The sequence below is a fragment of the Lacinutrix sp. MEBiC02404 genome (assembly GCF_053601575.1).
Window position 1 is genome coordinate 1 of sequence record NZ_JBSHNV010000110.1, and the last position, 14,507, is coordinate 14,507.

A 14,507-nucleotide genomic window follows, 5' to 3' on the forward strand; every position below is an offset into this window, starting at 1 on the left:
CTCTTACCATTCCGAACAGAGAAGTTAAGCCCATTTGCGCCGATGGTACTACATTGTGGAAGAGTAGGTCGTCGCCTTTTTTAGAGAATCCTCAGCATTTATTTGTTGAGGATTTTTTTATGCAATAAAATCAATAGAAAAATCTCGCTAAGAAGGGTGACGGCGAAGGATTTTTTTTTATTGTTTATTTGTAGAAAATATTCTATATTTAGGTTTAGCTAAGTAAAGGAGTCAAAGTTGCGCGAACGATAGCAGCGGCATCCTTTTTTTATTAGTACCTATACCTAAATAGGTAATAATAATGTCGTCTAAATGGTGAGATACGGAATGTAGTTCTGCATCTAAAAAAAGATATAGCGGATAGCGTGGTTTTTATTTTTCTTAAAAACGCGCCATAAAAACTAATCATTTTATTTATCTTCAAAATCTGTATTGAAAAAGGAATAATGGCAACAAATAAGGAATTAGATTTAGCTTGGGATTTTGTGAATAACACGGACAGAAATGTGTTTTTAACAGGAAAAGCAGGTACCGGTAAAACAACGTTTTTGCATAAGTTAAAGAGGAATTCTTTAAAGCGAATGGTTGTTGTAGCGCCAACTGGAGTAGCAGCTATTAATGCAAAAGGGGTTACCATTCATTCGTTTTTTCAGATGCCTTTCGGACCTATTTTACCTAACGAAGATTTAAAAGGTTCTGGTGGATTTAATAGAAAATTTGGGAAGACCAAAATCAATATTATTAAGTCAATGGATTTATTAGTGATTGATGAAATTAGTATGGTTCGTGCCGATTTATTAGACGGTATCGATAAAACGCTAAGAAGGTTTAGAAATAGAGATCAAGTTTTTGGAGGTGTGCAATTGTTAATGATTGGTGATTTACAGCAATTATCTCCAGTGGTTAAAGATAACGAATGGCATTTATTAAAACCTTTTTATAGTAATGCGTTCTTTTTTAGCAGTCTTTCGTATCAGCAAAGCAATACGATTACGGTAGAATTGAAACATATTTATAGACAAGATAATCCTAAGTTTATTGATATTCTAAATGAGATAAGAACAAATACATTAACGCAAGCTTCGGCAGATGAATTAAATAAAAGGTATCAACCAGATTTTTCACCTACCGAAGAGGAAGGTTATATTTCATTAACTACACATAATAATAAAGCAGAGCGGACGAATCATTTAGAACTGGAGAAATTAAAAGGAAAAAAGGAAACCTATAATGCATCGGTAGAAGGGAAATTTCCTGAATTTTCATATCCTAATAAAGAAGAGCTTATCTTGAAAGTTGGTGCTCAGGTGATGTTTATTAAAAATGACAGCTCTACAGAAAAGCGTTATTTTAATGGTAAAATAGGAAAGGTTATTTTACTAGATAAAGACGAAGTGGTTGTAAAATGTCCGGATGACGATTTTAATATTATCACTACTCCAGAGATTTGGGAAAACATTAATTACGATGTAGATAAAGAAACCAAGGCGATTACAGAAAATAAAATTGGCTCATATACCCAAATGCCTTTGCGTTTGGCATGGTCCATTACTATTCATAAAAGTCAGGGTTTAACTTTTGAGAAAGCCATTATTGATGCGCAAGGTGCATTTGCTCATGGGCAAACCTATGTAGCGTTGAGTCGTTGTAAAAGTTTGGAAGGCTTGGTTTTAAAAAGTAAAATTAATTCCAGTCAGATTATTAGTGATAGTAATGTGATTTCGTTTAATAAAGCAGCAGAAGAAAATCAGCCGGACGAAACTATTTTAGAATCATCTAAATCTAAATTTCAGTTACATTTGATTTCCGAAATTTTTGATTTCTATAAATTTCTGTATCCTGTGAATCGTGTTTTGGATGTATATTATAAAAACAGAGGAATCATTGAAGGAAATGTAGAAGCCCCTTTAGTTTCTATCAAAGACTGTGTTGCTAATTTACTTAAAGTTGCGAATGGTTTTAAAGCACAGCTTAGAGAACTTTCTGAAGTTACGCAAATTCCAGAATCGAGTAAAGAAATTCAAACACGTTTTGTAAAGGCTTTAGCCTATTACAAAATACAAGTAAGCACTAAGATTATTGAACCTTATAAAACGTTTGGTTTTGCTACAGATAATAAGGCGGTAGAAAACGACTTTACCAAAGCTTTAGATTTATTTGAAGAATTATTAGCTACAAAACAATTATATTTTACTGGTTTAGCGGAAGGTTTTCAGGTAAAGCCATTTCTAGAATTACGAGCTAAATCTGTTTTCTTAGCTAAAGAGGCACCAAAGAAACCTAGAAAAGCGGTTATAGATGGAACGACTAATGTGGAACTGTTTGAATTGCTTCGTGAGTTACGAAACACGATTGCTAGTGAAAAGGAATTAATTCACTATCAAGTTTTCAATCAGAAGTCTTTATATGAAATGTGTGAAACTTTACCAACCAATAAAACCGAATTACTACAAGTAAATGGTTTTGGTAAAACACGTGTGGAAAAATATGGAAGCCAAATTTTAAAAGTCATTCGTGACTATTGCGATGAAAATGATATAGAAACTTCTAAAGATGCTGAGATTTTTGAAGCTCCAACAGCAAAACGACAAAAAGGAGATACCAAAAGAACCTCGTTAGAACTATTTAAATCGGGAAAAGCGATAGAACAAATTGCTATGGAACGAGATTTAAACGTAAATACGATTGCAGGTCATTTAGCTAGTTTTTTAGATTCCGGTGAAGTAAAAATTTTGGATTTAATTTCTGAAAAGCATTATAAAGAGCTGAAGAAAATTATTCCAAAACAGAAGTTTGAAAATATTTCAGAATTAAAACATCAAATAGACGATAAGTACACGTATGGAGAAATACGATTGGTGTTAGGTGATTTAAAAAAATAAAAGCTTCAAAAAATAAATTTTAAAGCTTTTATTTTATATACATATATGTAGTTATTTAACTATTAATTTTTTGGTGATTTTATTTCCTTCGGTTTTTATACTTACAAGATACATCCCTGTAGATAGTTTACTCACATTAAACGTGTTTTCTGGAGTTACAGACATTGAAATTTGTTTACCTAAAGTATCATGTATTTCTATTTTGTAATTAATAAAATTTTCTGGCACCTCAATTTTCACAATACTAGTTGCTGGGTTAGGATGCATGGAAAACGTGCTCATTTCATTATCTTCAATGTCTAGAGTATCAAAATTATAAGAACTTGTTCCAGATAAAGCGGAAGCATTTGGATCTACTACATTTGTAAAAAGAAACATAGAATCATCAATCATGTCCGCTTGCATGAAACTTACTAAAGGAGTTACAGTCGTAGCTAAAACAGAATCATTCGCTAAAAGACTAATAGATCCATTTGTTGGTGCTCCATTTACTTGAATGCTAACCATTGGTGTTTCTAATCCGCTTGAAGGAGCCGGTAATGCAATAAGACTACCTAAAGTTTCTGTAATTAAATATCCATCTATGGAAGGTTGTGATACATTATTACCATCAAAATAAGTGGCATTAGCTCCATTACCCAAAGAAGAAGTTATAGAAGCAGTTATTCCATCTGTTAGAATAATTGTAAATCCATAACTTTGTACTAATGTTGCAAAATCTGAAGCGCTAATATTTGGCCTTGCAGAAATAGTATAGTTATAACTACCATTATCTACTAATGTATAGGTGTAACCATCTTGTGCATGAATTGTTGGCGTTAATAAGTAAAAGAGAAATAATAATATATATATTTTCATAATATTTTTTAAGTTTAATTTTCTGGTAATTGTTCTTTAATTTGATAAGTACTAAAATTAAATACATTTTCAGGGTGGGCTAATACATTTTGTAAAATGAAAGGAGTATCTGGAGTTGTTCCAGTATACTGTATATTTCCATTCATATCTACATCATGAACATTATAACCAGTAGCTAAAAAAGTTGGAAAGTTTAACACATTTCCTGGATCATTGAGCACTTCAGATAAAATACTTGGTGCGTCTGGGGTTGTTCCAGAATATTGAATAAGACTATCTCCATTTACATTACCAGCCCAAAGGGCATTAGCACCAGACAATAATGAAATTTGCGCATTATTACCAAAGGTTACTGTAGCACTATTCGTAAAATCTATAAAAGTTGGGGATACCGACAAAGCAATTGGATTTTCTGTCATTACGCTTAAATGGTTTCTATGTCTCACTACTATATAATAAGGATCATTGTATCCTTCTAAATATATATTGGATAAGCCATCTATATCTACAACATCTCCATCACGTTGTAATAAAGCAGATTTATCATCTACAATAAAAGTGTTATCCATATCGCTTCGAATTTCAATCCAAACCCAATCTACAATATCGTCGTTAGATAATCCAATACCTGATGCACCTCCATTGTTTAAAACAGAGGGATTATTTACTAACTTCATATCAGGATAGGGACTCATAAGTGGAATAAACCCATTTACACGTAAGTCATCATTCATTAAACTAGCATTTGATGGATTAATTAAAGGACCTTGAAGAAATAACTTTATATTTAATCTTAAATCAACTATTTGATTAGGATCTAGATAAACAAGTTCTTGAGCTACATCAAATCCATCGCCATTACCACCATTATAAAGTACTACAAGTGATAAATTATTGAGTGTTGTGTTTAGTAATGTTTCCTGGTCAAATCCATCACCATTGCTACCTTCATAAAGAGCCGTAAGCGAAATATTTTCTAATGTTGTATTAAGTAATGTTTCCTTGTCAAATCCATCACCATTACTACCTTCATAAAGAGCAGTAAGCGAAATGTTTTCTAATGTTGTATTAAGTAATGTTTCCTTGTCAAATCCATCACCATTACTACCTTCATAAAGAACAGTAAGCGAAACGTTTTCTAATGTAGTACTCACTAAAATAGCATTATCAAAACCATCACCATTACTACCTTCATATAATGCGGTTAGTACAATATTCTCTAGCGTTGTGCTTAATAATATTTTACTGCCATAGCCATCTCCGTTTGAACCTTCATATAATACTGCAAGCGAAATATTAGTCAGTGTAGTATTTAAATTTGTTTCACTATCATGACCATCGCCATTACCACCATTATACTGAGCAAATATCTGTGTGCATTGAAATACTATAAAAGATAAGATTAAAAATATTTTTTTCATCTTTCTATATATTAAGGTGCTGTTCTTGCTCCTCTAAACCCAAGACGATTATTTCCTCCTGAAATTACAGAAGCTCCATCATATCTATCTGAAATTCTTATATATTCAGCACCATTTAACCAACTACCACCACGAAAACTATAACCATCTCCTGTAGTGCTGTTAGGCCAGTTAGAAACGGTTCCATTACCACTAGTACTACCAATAATACCATTTCCATGTAAACCAGTAAAACTTCTTCCTTGCGCAGTACCTACAGTTACGCATCTTTCATATAGGTTACCAGATAGTTCCATTATTCCATAATAACTTCCACCTGTTTCTTCTCTGTTATTGTTTACTGCACTTGCTGCGAAAATCCCATTTCTTAATGGTCCATTTATAGTTCCATCCGTAAGGCTGTACATAGCATTACCAGAGTTTGTTTCTGGGTTAGTAACACGTTCACTTGAAAATCCGGAATTCACAATAGTATAATCATTACTTGCTATATTGGAACTTCCCCAAGCAAATTCACCTGGTTTGGGTAAGATAGGACCTCTGCATGCTTTTTCGTATTCTAATTCGGATAAAGGACGTAAGCCTGTCCAATCCATATATGCATTTATATCTGCAACATTTACAAAGGATACCGGTCTATCTGGAGCTGTAGTAGTTGCACTAGCAGAACCACCTGTCCATGAAATGGTATTCCTATTTACAACGGCATCACTATTTTTGTGAGCTGTATCTGTAATATCTCTATTCGTTTTTTGAGTTTCCGTTAAACTGTTAAAGAAACCCAACCATTGCGATTCTGTAGTTTCATATTTCATTGCATAAAATGCATTAAACCCTTTAGGATAGGAAGCAGATAAAGTTCCAGTTTGATCTCCTCCTCTTGCATTAGTAGCTGTGTAATATAAATTTCCAGAAGTATTTGCAATAGTTAAAGCGGCTTCAGAAGTAATTCTATAGGACGTTGAAGTAGAAGAACCGCCTGAATGAAACTTATTAACTTCACTTCCAGTAGTTCCACCTACATAAAAAGAGCCCTCAGGCACATATACCATTTCTACAGCAAATACTTGTATGTCGATAATATCATTAGTGTCTGTAGAACCGAAATCCCAACGAATTTGGTTATCTAGGAAGTTTACATTTCCGCTTCCATCTGCATTTCTGTAAATTAATGCTCCAATGCCATCCGAGGTAACTTCCATTGTGGCACCTGTGGCAGCTGTCGAATTGGATTGACTTATTGAGCCGTGTATCCATGTACCATTATTCACTCTGTATTTTATAAATACCCAAGCTGCATCCCAATTGGATGGTCCAGAGCTAATTCTCCATGAGTTTTCCCAAAAAAGGTCAAACTCAATATTTACCCAGTTGGATACTTGATTTAAATTTTCAAGTGAAATATTATTCACTTGGATGTTATTAGCTTTTACTTGTAGAAAGGATGCAAATGCAAATAAAAAGATAATTTTTTTCATGATTTTAATGTTTGATTAATAGTTTTATATAATATTTAATAGCCTTCTAAAAGAAAGGTTAACATAATTAATTTTGGAAGTCTAATAAATGTTACTTTATTAAGTAAATAGGGGGAGTGTTTTTTAGATACTGATTAACAGTATTTTAAAGGTATGGGAATCCTTTAGGAAATAGTTTTATAATTGTATAACTGGTATTCAATTTTGTATATATGGTTCTATTTTACTTTTTTAAACATAAAAACAGCCTTACAAATTTAATTTGTAAGGCTGTTTTATATTATTTAATGTTCTATTATTTAGATAGGTATATAAATGATTATCCTTTAATCAAACCTCTAGAAATTACAATTTTTTGAATTTCAGAAGTACCTTCATAAATCTGAGTTATTTTTGCATCACGCATTAAACGTTCTACATGATATTCTTTTACAAAACCATTTCCACCATGAATTTGAACCGCTTCTACTGTATGTGTCATAGCAACTTGAGAAGCATATAATTTTGCCATTGCACTAGACATGTCGTAATTGTTTCCTTGGTCTTTATCCCAAGCAGCTTTCATTACTAACATACGTGCCGCTTCAATTTCGGTATACATATCTGCTAATTTGAAAGCAATAGCTTGATGGTTACAAATTTCGGTACCAAAAGCTTTACGTTCTTTAGAATATTTTAAAGCTAATTCATAGGCACCAGTAGCAATTCCTAAAGCTTGCGCTGCAATTCCAATTCTTCCACCAGATAAGGTTTTCATAGCAAACAAAAATCCAGATCCATCTTCGCCAATTCTATTTTCTTTAGGCACTTTTACATCATTAAATTGTAACGTATGTGTATCACTTCCTCGAATTCCTAATTTATCTTCTTTTGGTCCAATATCAAAACCAGGCATTCCTTTTTCAAGAATAAAAGCATTAATTCCATGCGAACCTTTGTGGTTATCTGTTTGGGCAATTACTATATAAACTCCTGCACGTCCACCATTAGTAATCCAGTTCTTTGTACCGTTAATTAAATAATGATCTCCTTTATCTATAGCAGTCGTTTTTTGTGAAGTGGCATCACTACCAGCTTCTGGTTCACTTAAACAAAAAGCACCAATTTCTTCTCCAGTAGCAAGTTTTGTTAAGTATTTTTGTTTTTGTTCTTCATTTGCATAAGCTTCTAAACCATAGCAAACTAAAGAGTTGTTTACAGAAACCATTACAGAAGCAGAGGCATCAATTTTAGAAAGTTCTTCCATAATTAATACATATGAAATGGCATCCATTCCACTTCCTCCATATTTAGGATCTACCATAATACCCATAAAACCAAGATCTCCCATTTTTCTAACTAATTCTTGCGGGAAAGTTTGTGCATTATCACGTTCTATAACTCCTGGAAGTAATTCGGTTTGTGCAAAATCGCGAGCGGCATCGCGAATCATGATATGTTCTTCTGTTAGGCTAAAATCCATAGTTCTATTTAAATGTTTTTATGATAAAAAATGAGTACAAATATAAGTTTTTAATAGCATATTTTCAATAGAGATTACTATTTTTACATAATATGACAAAGAAGGAATATAAAATGGTAGGAGTTATGTCTGGAACATCTTTAGATGGAATAGATTTAGCCTACATCACTTTTAATTTGGAAACCACTTGGAAGTTTAAAATAGAATGCTGTAATACCATTAGTTATTCGGAAGAATGGTTACATATTCTTAAACATTTAGTATCTAATTCTTTGGAAGAACTAAAACAAATTGACATTAATTATACGGCACATGTAGCACAAATAATTAATGCTTTTATTGTAGAAAATAATATTCAAGAGATAGATGCTATTTGCTCTCATGGGCATACTGCATTGCATCAACCAGAAAAAGGTTTAACCTATCAAATAGGAAATTTAAAAGAATTAGCCACTTTAACGAATACTAAAGTAGTTTGCGATTTTAGAGTGCAAGATGTAGCTCTTGGTGGTCAAGGTGCTCCATTAGTGCCAATTGGCGACCAATTGTTGTTTTCAGAATATGACTATTGTTTAAACTTAGGTGGTTTTGCAAATGTTTCCTATTCCGAAAACCAAAAACGGATCGCTTATGATATTTGTCCGGCAAATATTGTATTAAATAAATACGCAAATAAGCTAGGTTTACCTTATGATGATAAAGGCGAAATTGCAAAATCGGGAGCCTTTTTAATGGATTTAGAAAACGAATTACGAAATTTATCGTACTATAATCAGCGTCCGCCAAAATCATTAGGACTAGAATGGGTGGAAACTGAAATTTTCCCAAAATTAGAAGCTTCAATTTATAAAGAAGCAGATTTACTTCACACATGTACAGAACATATTGCGAGTCAAATAGCAACGAATTTTAAAATCGGAACCAAAGTTTTAGTAACAGGTGGTGGCGCTTATAATGATTACCTTATCTCTAGAATTAATTTTAGAAAAGAATTAAATCTCATTATACCTTCTAAAGAATTAATAGAGTTTAAAGAAGCACTAATTTTTGGCTTTTTAGGGGTGTTGAAAATGCGGGATGAAGTAAATTGTTTAGCAAGTGTAACAGGAGCGAGACAAGATCACAGTAGCGGAAAAATTTATCTTCCGTAAAAATAGTATAAATTTATAATAAAGCACTTTTTGTTTTTTATATTTGTTTAACAAACAACGAACCATATTAATGAAAGATTTACTTACTAAGTACGAAAATAAAGAACCCGAAATTATATTTAATTGGAAAGATGCAGAAACAGATGCAGAGGGTTGGACCGTTATAAACTCACTTCGTGGTGGCGCAGCTGGTGGAGGAACTAGAATGCGTAAAGGGCTAGATATGAATGAGGTTTTGTCACTAGCCAAAACTATGGAAGTGAAATTTACTGTTTCTGGACCAGCAATTGGTGGTGCAAAATCAGGTATTAATTTCGATCCAAACGACCCAAGAAAAAAAGGCGTTTTAGAGCGTTGGTATAAAGTGGTTTCCCCTTTACTAAAAAGTTATTATGGTACAGGAGGAGATTTAAATGTAGATGAAATACATGAAGTAATTCCTATTACCGAACAAAGTGGTGTTTGGCATCCGCAAGAAGGTGTGTTTAATGGACACTTTAAACCTACCGAAGCCGATAAAATTAATCGAATCGGACAGTTACGTCAAGGTGTAATTAAGGTTATAGAAAATCCAAACTTCTCTCCTAGTGTAACCAGAAAATATACGGTAGCAGATATGATTACAGGTTTTGGTGTTGCGGAAGCCGTAAAACAATATTACGCTATTTATGGAGGGTCTGTTGTTGGTAAAAAAGCAATAGTTCAAGGTTTTGGTAATGTAGGTTCTGCAGCAGCTTTTTACCTGTCGCAAATGGGAGCCAAAGTTGTTGGTATAATAGATCGTGATGGTGGTTTAATAAAGGAAGAAGGTTTTTCTTTTGAAGAAATTACAGCGCTGTTTTTAAATAAAGATGGAAACACGCTAGTTGCAGATAATATTATTCCTTTTGATGAAATTAATGCTAAAATTTGGTCCCTAGAAACACATATATTTGCACCTTGTGCAGCTTCTAGATTAATTACGCAAGATCAAATTGATCAAATGATTGATACAGGATTAGAAGTTATTTCTTGTGGTGCTAATGTACCATTTGCAGATAAAGAAATCTTTTTTGGTTCTATTATGGAACATACCGATAATCGCGTAAGTCTTATACCAGATTTTATTTCAAACTGTGGTATGGCAAGAGTTTTTGCATACTTTATGGAACGTAAAGTACAAATGACAGACGAAGCTATTTTTAATGATACTTCAGAAATTATAAAAAAAGCAATTGAAAACGTACATAACAAAAACCAATCAAAAACAGGGATTAGTGCAACGGCTTTCGAAATTGCATTAAGCCAACTTATATAACACAATTTTATGGAAACAGTAATTATTTTAGTATTTGTATTAGGCTATTTAGCTATTACTTTAGAGCATAGCATTAAAATTGATAAGCTAATTCCGGCTTTAGTCATGATGGCTATTTGTTGGGCTTTAATTGCTTTGGGAATTGATAGTTTTCCGCAGTGGTTCGATTCTGCCAAACACAATTTAATGGATAATTTTGGATTGCTTGGGCATGAAGAAAAAATGCACATGATGGAAGAGACGTTGTTGCATCATTTAGGTAAAACAGCTGAGATTCTAGTATTCCTTTTAGGAGCAATGACTATCGTTGAAATTATAGATTATTTTGATGGTTTCTCTACGATTAAAAACTTTATTAAAACAAAAAAGAAATCTAAAATCTTATGGATTTTTTCTTTTCTTGCTTTTGTGCTTTCCGCAATTATAGACAACTTAACAGCAACAATAGTTTTAATTTCTATTCTTCAAAAAATAGTAAAAGATAGAGATGTACGTATCTGGTACGCAGGTTTAATTATCATCGCAGCAAATGCTGGTGGTGCTTGGTCTCCAATTGGTGACGTTACAACAACTATGCTTTGGATTGGTAAAAAAGTAACTACAGGACATTTAATTGGTTACTTATTTATTCCTTCTTTATTATGTATGCTTGTTCCTACGTTTATTGCTTCCTTTTTACCCGCGTTTAAAGGAAATTTAGAAACGGTAGAAGAAGATAGTGATAAACCTAAAAGTAAATATAGCGCAACGATGTTATATCTAGGTTTAGCAGGAATTGTTTCTGTGCCAATTTTTAAAACAGTAACGCATTTACCTCCTTATGTTGGTATGATGTTAGCTTTAGGTATTGTTGCAATTTTCGCAGAAATATATAGTAATTCTAAATTTAGTATCTCTAGCCCAGACTCTGCAGAAAGTGATGCACATGCACATCATAGTCCAGTTCATCATTCTCTTTCTAAAATAGAAATGCCAAGTATTTTATTCTTTTTAGGAATTTTAATGGCTGTTGCAGCTTTAGAATCTTTAGGAATTCTGTTTGGTTTTGCGACAACTTTGCAAGACACGATGCCAATGCTTGGTACCGAATTACACCATGGCGGAGTTTCCGATTTAGTAGTATTGTTATTAGGAGTTGGATCTGCAGTGATAGATAACGTTCCATTAGTAGCAGCAAGTTTAGGTATGTTCTCAGAACCTATCGATAATGAACTTTGGCACTTTATTGCATATTCTGCAGGAACAGGAGGAAGTATGTTGATTATTGGTTCTGCTGCAGGAGTTGTTGCAATGGGAATGGAAAAAATAGATTTCTTTTGGTATGTTAAAAAAATATCATGGTTAGCCTTAATTGGTTTTCTTGTTGGTTCAGCAGCATTTATGGTTACAAGAACTTTATTTTAAAATATACTTAAGTAAAAATATCAACGTTAATACATTAGTCAAAACAATTTTTTATGTTAAATACAATAATGCAAGATGCACAAGAAGGTGCAGAATTATTAGCGGATGGAGAATCTGCTAAAAAAACACTTTCCATAATAGAACTAATATCCAGTGGAGGTACGGCAGGAATGATAATTATGGCTTTACTATTTGTACTACTTATAGTTGCTATCTATATTTATTTTGAAAGATTATTTGCTATTAAAGCAGCATCACAAGTAGATGCGAATTTTATGAATCAAATAAAAGACCACGTTTCTAATGGTAAAGTAGATGCAGCACAAATGTTGTGTGCACAGCAAAATTCACCAGTTTCTAGACTAATAGGAAAAGGAATTAGTAGAATTGGTAAACCATTAGAAGATATTAATACCGCTATTGAAAATGCAGGAAGATTAGAAATTTACGGATTAGAAAAAAACGTTAGTGTATTGGCAACCATTTCAGGAGCTGCACCAATGATTGGTTTTCTAGGTACCGTAATAGGAATGATACTTTCTATATTCGAAATCGCAAATTCTGGAGGATCCATTGATATTAAAACACTTGCCGATGGTTTATATACAGCTATGACAACAACAGTTGGAGGCCTTATTGTTGGTATTATCGCGTATGTTTCCTACAACCATTTAGTAGTGAAAACAGATAAAGTTGTGTATCAAATGGAAGCCAACTCTTTAGAATTTTTAGATCACTTAAACGAGCCAACTTAATATGAATTTAAGAGGAAGAAATAAAGTAACACCAGAGTTTAACATGTCGTCTATGACAGACATCGTATTTCTGTTGCTTATCTTTTTTATGATTGCATCTACACTTGTTTCCGCGGAAGCTATAGATTTACTATTACCTAAATCTTCAAGCAAAACAACGCAAACAAAAAATGTATCTGTAAGCGTAGATAAAGACGTGAACTATTATGTAGATATGAAAAAAGTATCTAAAGAAAATTTAGAAGCAGAAGTAATAGCAAAAGTTGGTAGCACAGACACACCAACAATTACAATTCGTTCCGATCAAGATGTAGAAATGAAACACGTAGTGTTTATAATGGACATTGCGAATAGAAATAAAATAAAATCTACTTTAGCAGTAAAGTCTCAGTAGTTACAAAACACCTTTTCTTTTTTTAGAAAAGGTGTCTTTAGCTTTTATTAGCAGAATAAGGAAAGGTAAAATAACACTTCTTTAAGGAAGAAGTTACGTTTTGAATACACATTCAATAACCAAAGCATAATGAAATATTTCACAACCAAACATGAGAAGAATGCAGCAAAAATAACAACATTAATAATGTTGATTTTTATTTTGTTGCTTTTTGTTGTTGGTCAAGAATATCAAGAAGAACCGGAAGAATTTGGCGTAGCAATTAACTTTGGTAGTGCTGCACCAGTTGGAGGAAATGTGCAACCTAATAAACCGGTAGTAGAAGATAAAGCTACTGAAGAACCTGCCGAAAGTAAAACGGAAGAAGAAGTAATAGACGAAGAAGTAATAGACGAAGAAGCAATCGAGGCTGCTAAGGCCATAGAAGAAGCGAAAGCAGAGGAAGAAAGAATTAATGAAGAGAAGCTAAAAGAAGAGCAACTAAAAGAAGAAAAAGCTGCAGCAACAAAAGCACTTAAGGAAATTGAAGAAGCTAAAAAAGAAGCAGCAGAAGCCGAAAAGATACTAAAAGAAGAAGCCGAAGAGGCAGCGCGTTTAAAAACCGAAAAGGAAGCAAAGCAAAAAGCAGTAGCCGATGCTAAAACCAAAGCAGAAAAAATAGCCAAAGAAGTAAAAGATGCAAGGGATGCTAAAGATGCAAAAGATAAAGCAGCAGCAGCATCTAAAGCAAAAGCAGATGCGGCAGAGAAATTAAAAAAAGAAAACGAAGCGAAACAAAAAGCCGTAGCAGATGCAAAAGCGAAGGCAAAAGTAGCAGCAGATGCAAAAGCAGCGGCGGCAAAAGCAAAGGCAGAATCAGATGCAAAAGCAGCAGCAGCAAAAGCTAAATCGGATGCCGAAGCTAAAGCAAGAGCAGACGCCAAAGCAGCAGGTGAAGCAAAAGCGGCAGCAGATGCTAAAGCCGCAGGAGAAGCAAAAGCAGCAGCGGCTGCAGCAGCTAAAGCCAAAGCAAATGCTGGAGGCGGAGAAACATCATTTGCCTTAATTGAAAACGTTCCTATTTATCCGGGGTGCGAAGGAGGAAATAATGCGACTAGAAAACAATGTATGAGTGATAAAATAAAAGAATTTATCATGAATAATTTTGATACTGATTTAGCAGCAGATTTAACTGGGGTGCAAAAAATTAATATCTCCTTCAAAATTAATACTTCTGGTAATGTGGTAAGTATAGGTGCAAGAGCTGCAGATCCCAAATTAGAAGCAGAAGCAAAACGAGTAACTAGATTGCTTCCTAAAATGAAACCAGGAATGCAGCAAGGAAGTCCAGTAACCGTTTCCTATGGATTACCGATTAGAATTAAATTGAAAGAATAACTTGTTTTCTTCGTAATGCAAGAATAAA

General features: G+C 33.4%; 11 protein-coding genes and 1 rRNA gene. 8 read left to right on the top strand and 4 right to left on the bottom strand.

Going from position 1 to position 14,507, the window contains the following annotated elements:
• Window positions 1-80: ribosomal RNA gene (gene rrf, locus ACVCXO_RS01690) — 5S ribosomal RNA — on the top strand; the annotation flags it as partial.
• A gap of 366 nt (window positions 81-446) precedes the next feature.
• The gene (locus ACVCXO_RS01695) at window positions 447-2,882 is read left to right on the top strand and encodes a helix-turn-helix domain-containing protein (protein WP_452227872.1); all 2,436 of its coding nucleotides are present in this window, start codon (window positions 447-449) and stop codon (window positions 2,880-2,882) included.
• Between the two features lie 51 nt (window positions 2,883-2,933).
• On the opposite strand, the gene ACVCXO_RS01700 is transcribed toward ACVCXO_RS01695, so the two are convergent.
• The 4 genes from ACVCXO_RS01700 to ACVCXO_RS01715 form a co-directional block, all read right to left on the bottom strand.
• Window positions 2,934-3,740 carry a T9SS type A sorting domain-containing protein gene (locus ACVCXO_RS01700; protein ID WP_452227873.1) on the bottom strand — a complete coding sequence of 269 codons (807 nt, stop codon included), beginning with the start codon at window positions 3,738-3,740 and terminating at the stop codon, window positions 2,934-2,936.
• 14 nt (window positions 3,741-3,754) lie between these two features.
• Window positions 3,755-5,161 carry a hypothetical protein gene (locus tag ACVCXO_RS01705; RefSeq protein ID WP_452227874.1) on the bottom strand — a complete coding sequence of 469 codons (1,407 nt, stop codon included), beginning with the start codon at window positions 5,159-5,161 and terminating at the stop codon, window positions 3,755-3,757.
• Window positions 5,162-5,172: 11 nt separating this feature from the next.
• On the bottom strand, window positions 5,173-6,639 hold the full coding sequence (locus ACVCXO_RS01710; protein WP_452227875.1) for a formylglycine-generating enzyme family protein: 1,467 nt from the start codon (window positions 6,637-6,639) through the stop codon (window positions 5,173-5,175).
• Between the two features lie 319 nt (window positions 6,640-6,958).
• Entirely contained in the window at window positions 6,959-8,101 is a 1,143-nt protein-coding gene (locus tag ACVCXO_RS01715; RefSeq protein ID WP_452227876.1) for an acyl-CoA dehydrogenase, read from the bottom strand.
• A 92-nt stretch (window positions 8,102-8,193) separates the two neighbouring features.
• Between ACVCXO_RS01715 and ACVCXO_RS01720 the strand changes: the two genes are divergently transcribed.
• The 6 genes from ACVCXO_RS01720 (at window position 8,194) to ACVCXO_RS01745 (ending at window position 14,479) form a co-directional block, all read left to right on the top strand.
• Window positions 8,194-9,252, top strand: coding sequence for an anhydro-N-acetylmuramic acid kinase (locus tag ACVCXO_RS01720; protein ID WP_452227877.1), 1,059 nt, complete (start codon window positions 8,194-8,196; stop codon window positions 9,250-9,252).
• Window positions 9,253-9,322: 70 nt separating this feature from the next.
• Window positions 9,323-10,549: a Glu/Leu/Phe/Val dehydrogenase dimerization domain-containing protein gene (locus ACVCXO_RS01725; protein ID WP_452227878.1), complete on the top strand. Its 1,227-nt coding sequence runs from the start codon at window positions 9,323-9,325 to the stop codon at window positions 10,547-10,549.
• A 9-nt stretch (window positions 10,550-10,558) separates the two neighbouring features.
• Window positions 10,559-11,953, top strand: coding sequence for a sodium:proton antiporter NhaD (nhaD, locus tag ACVCXO_RS01730; RefSeq protein WP_452227879.1), 1,395 nt, complete (start codon window positions 10,559-10,561; stop codon window positions 11,951-11,953).
• Window positions 11,954-12,006: 53 nt separating this feature from the next.
• Complete coding sequence (locus ACVCXO_RS01735) at window positions 12,007-12,708, top strand: MotA/TolQ/ExbB proton channel family protein (RefSeq protein ID WP_452227880.1); 702 nt, start codon at window positions 12,007-12,009, stop codon at window positions 12,706-12,708.
• 1 nt (window position 12,709) lies between these two features.
• A complete protein-coding gene (locus tag ACVCXO_RS01740; protein WP_452227881.1) occupies window positions 12,710-13,102 on the top strand; it encodes an ExbD/TolR family protein in 393 nt (130 codons plus the stop codon).
• 129 nt (window positions 13,103-13,231) lie between these two features.
• Entirely contained in the window at window positions 13,232-14,479 is a 1,248-nt protein-coding gene (locus ACVCXO_RS01745) for an energy transducer TonB (protein WP_452227882.1), read from the top strand.
• The last annotated feature ends 28 nt before the right edge of the window (window positions 14,480-14,507 follow it).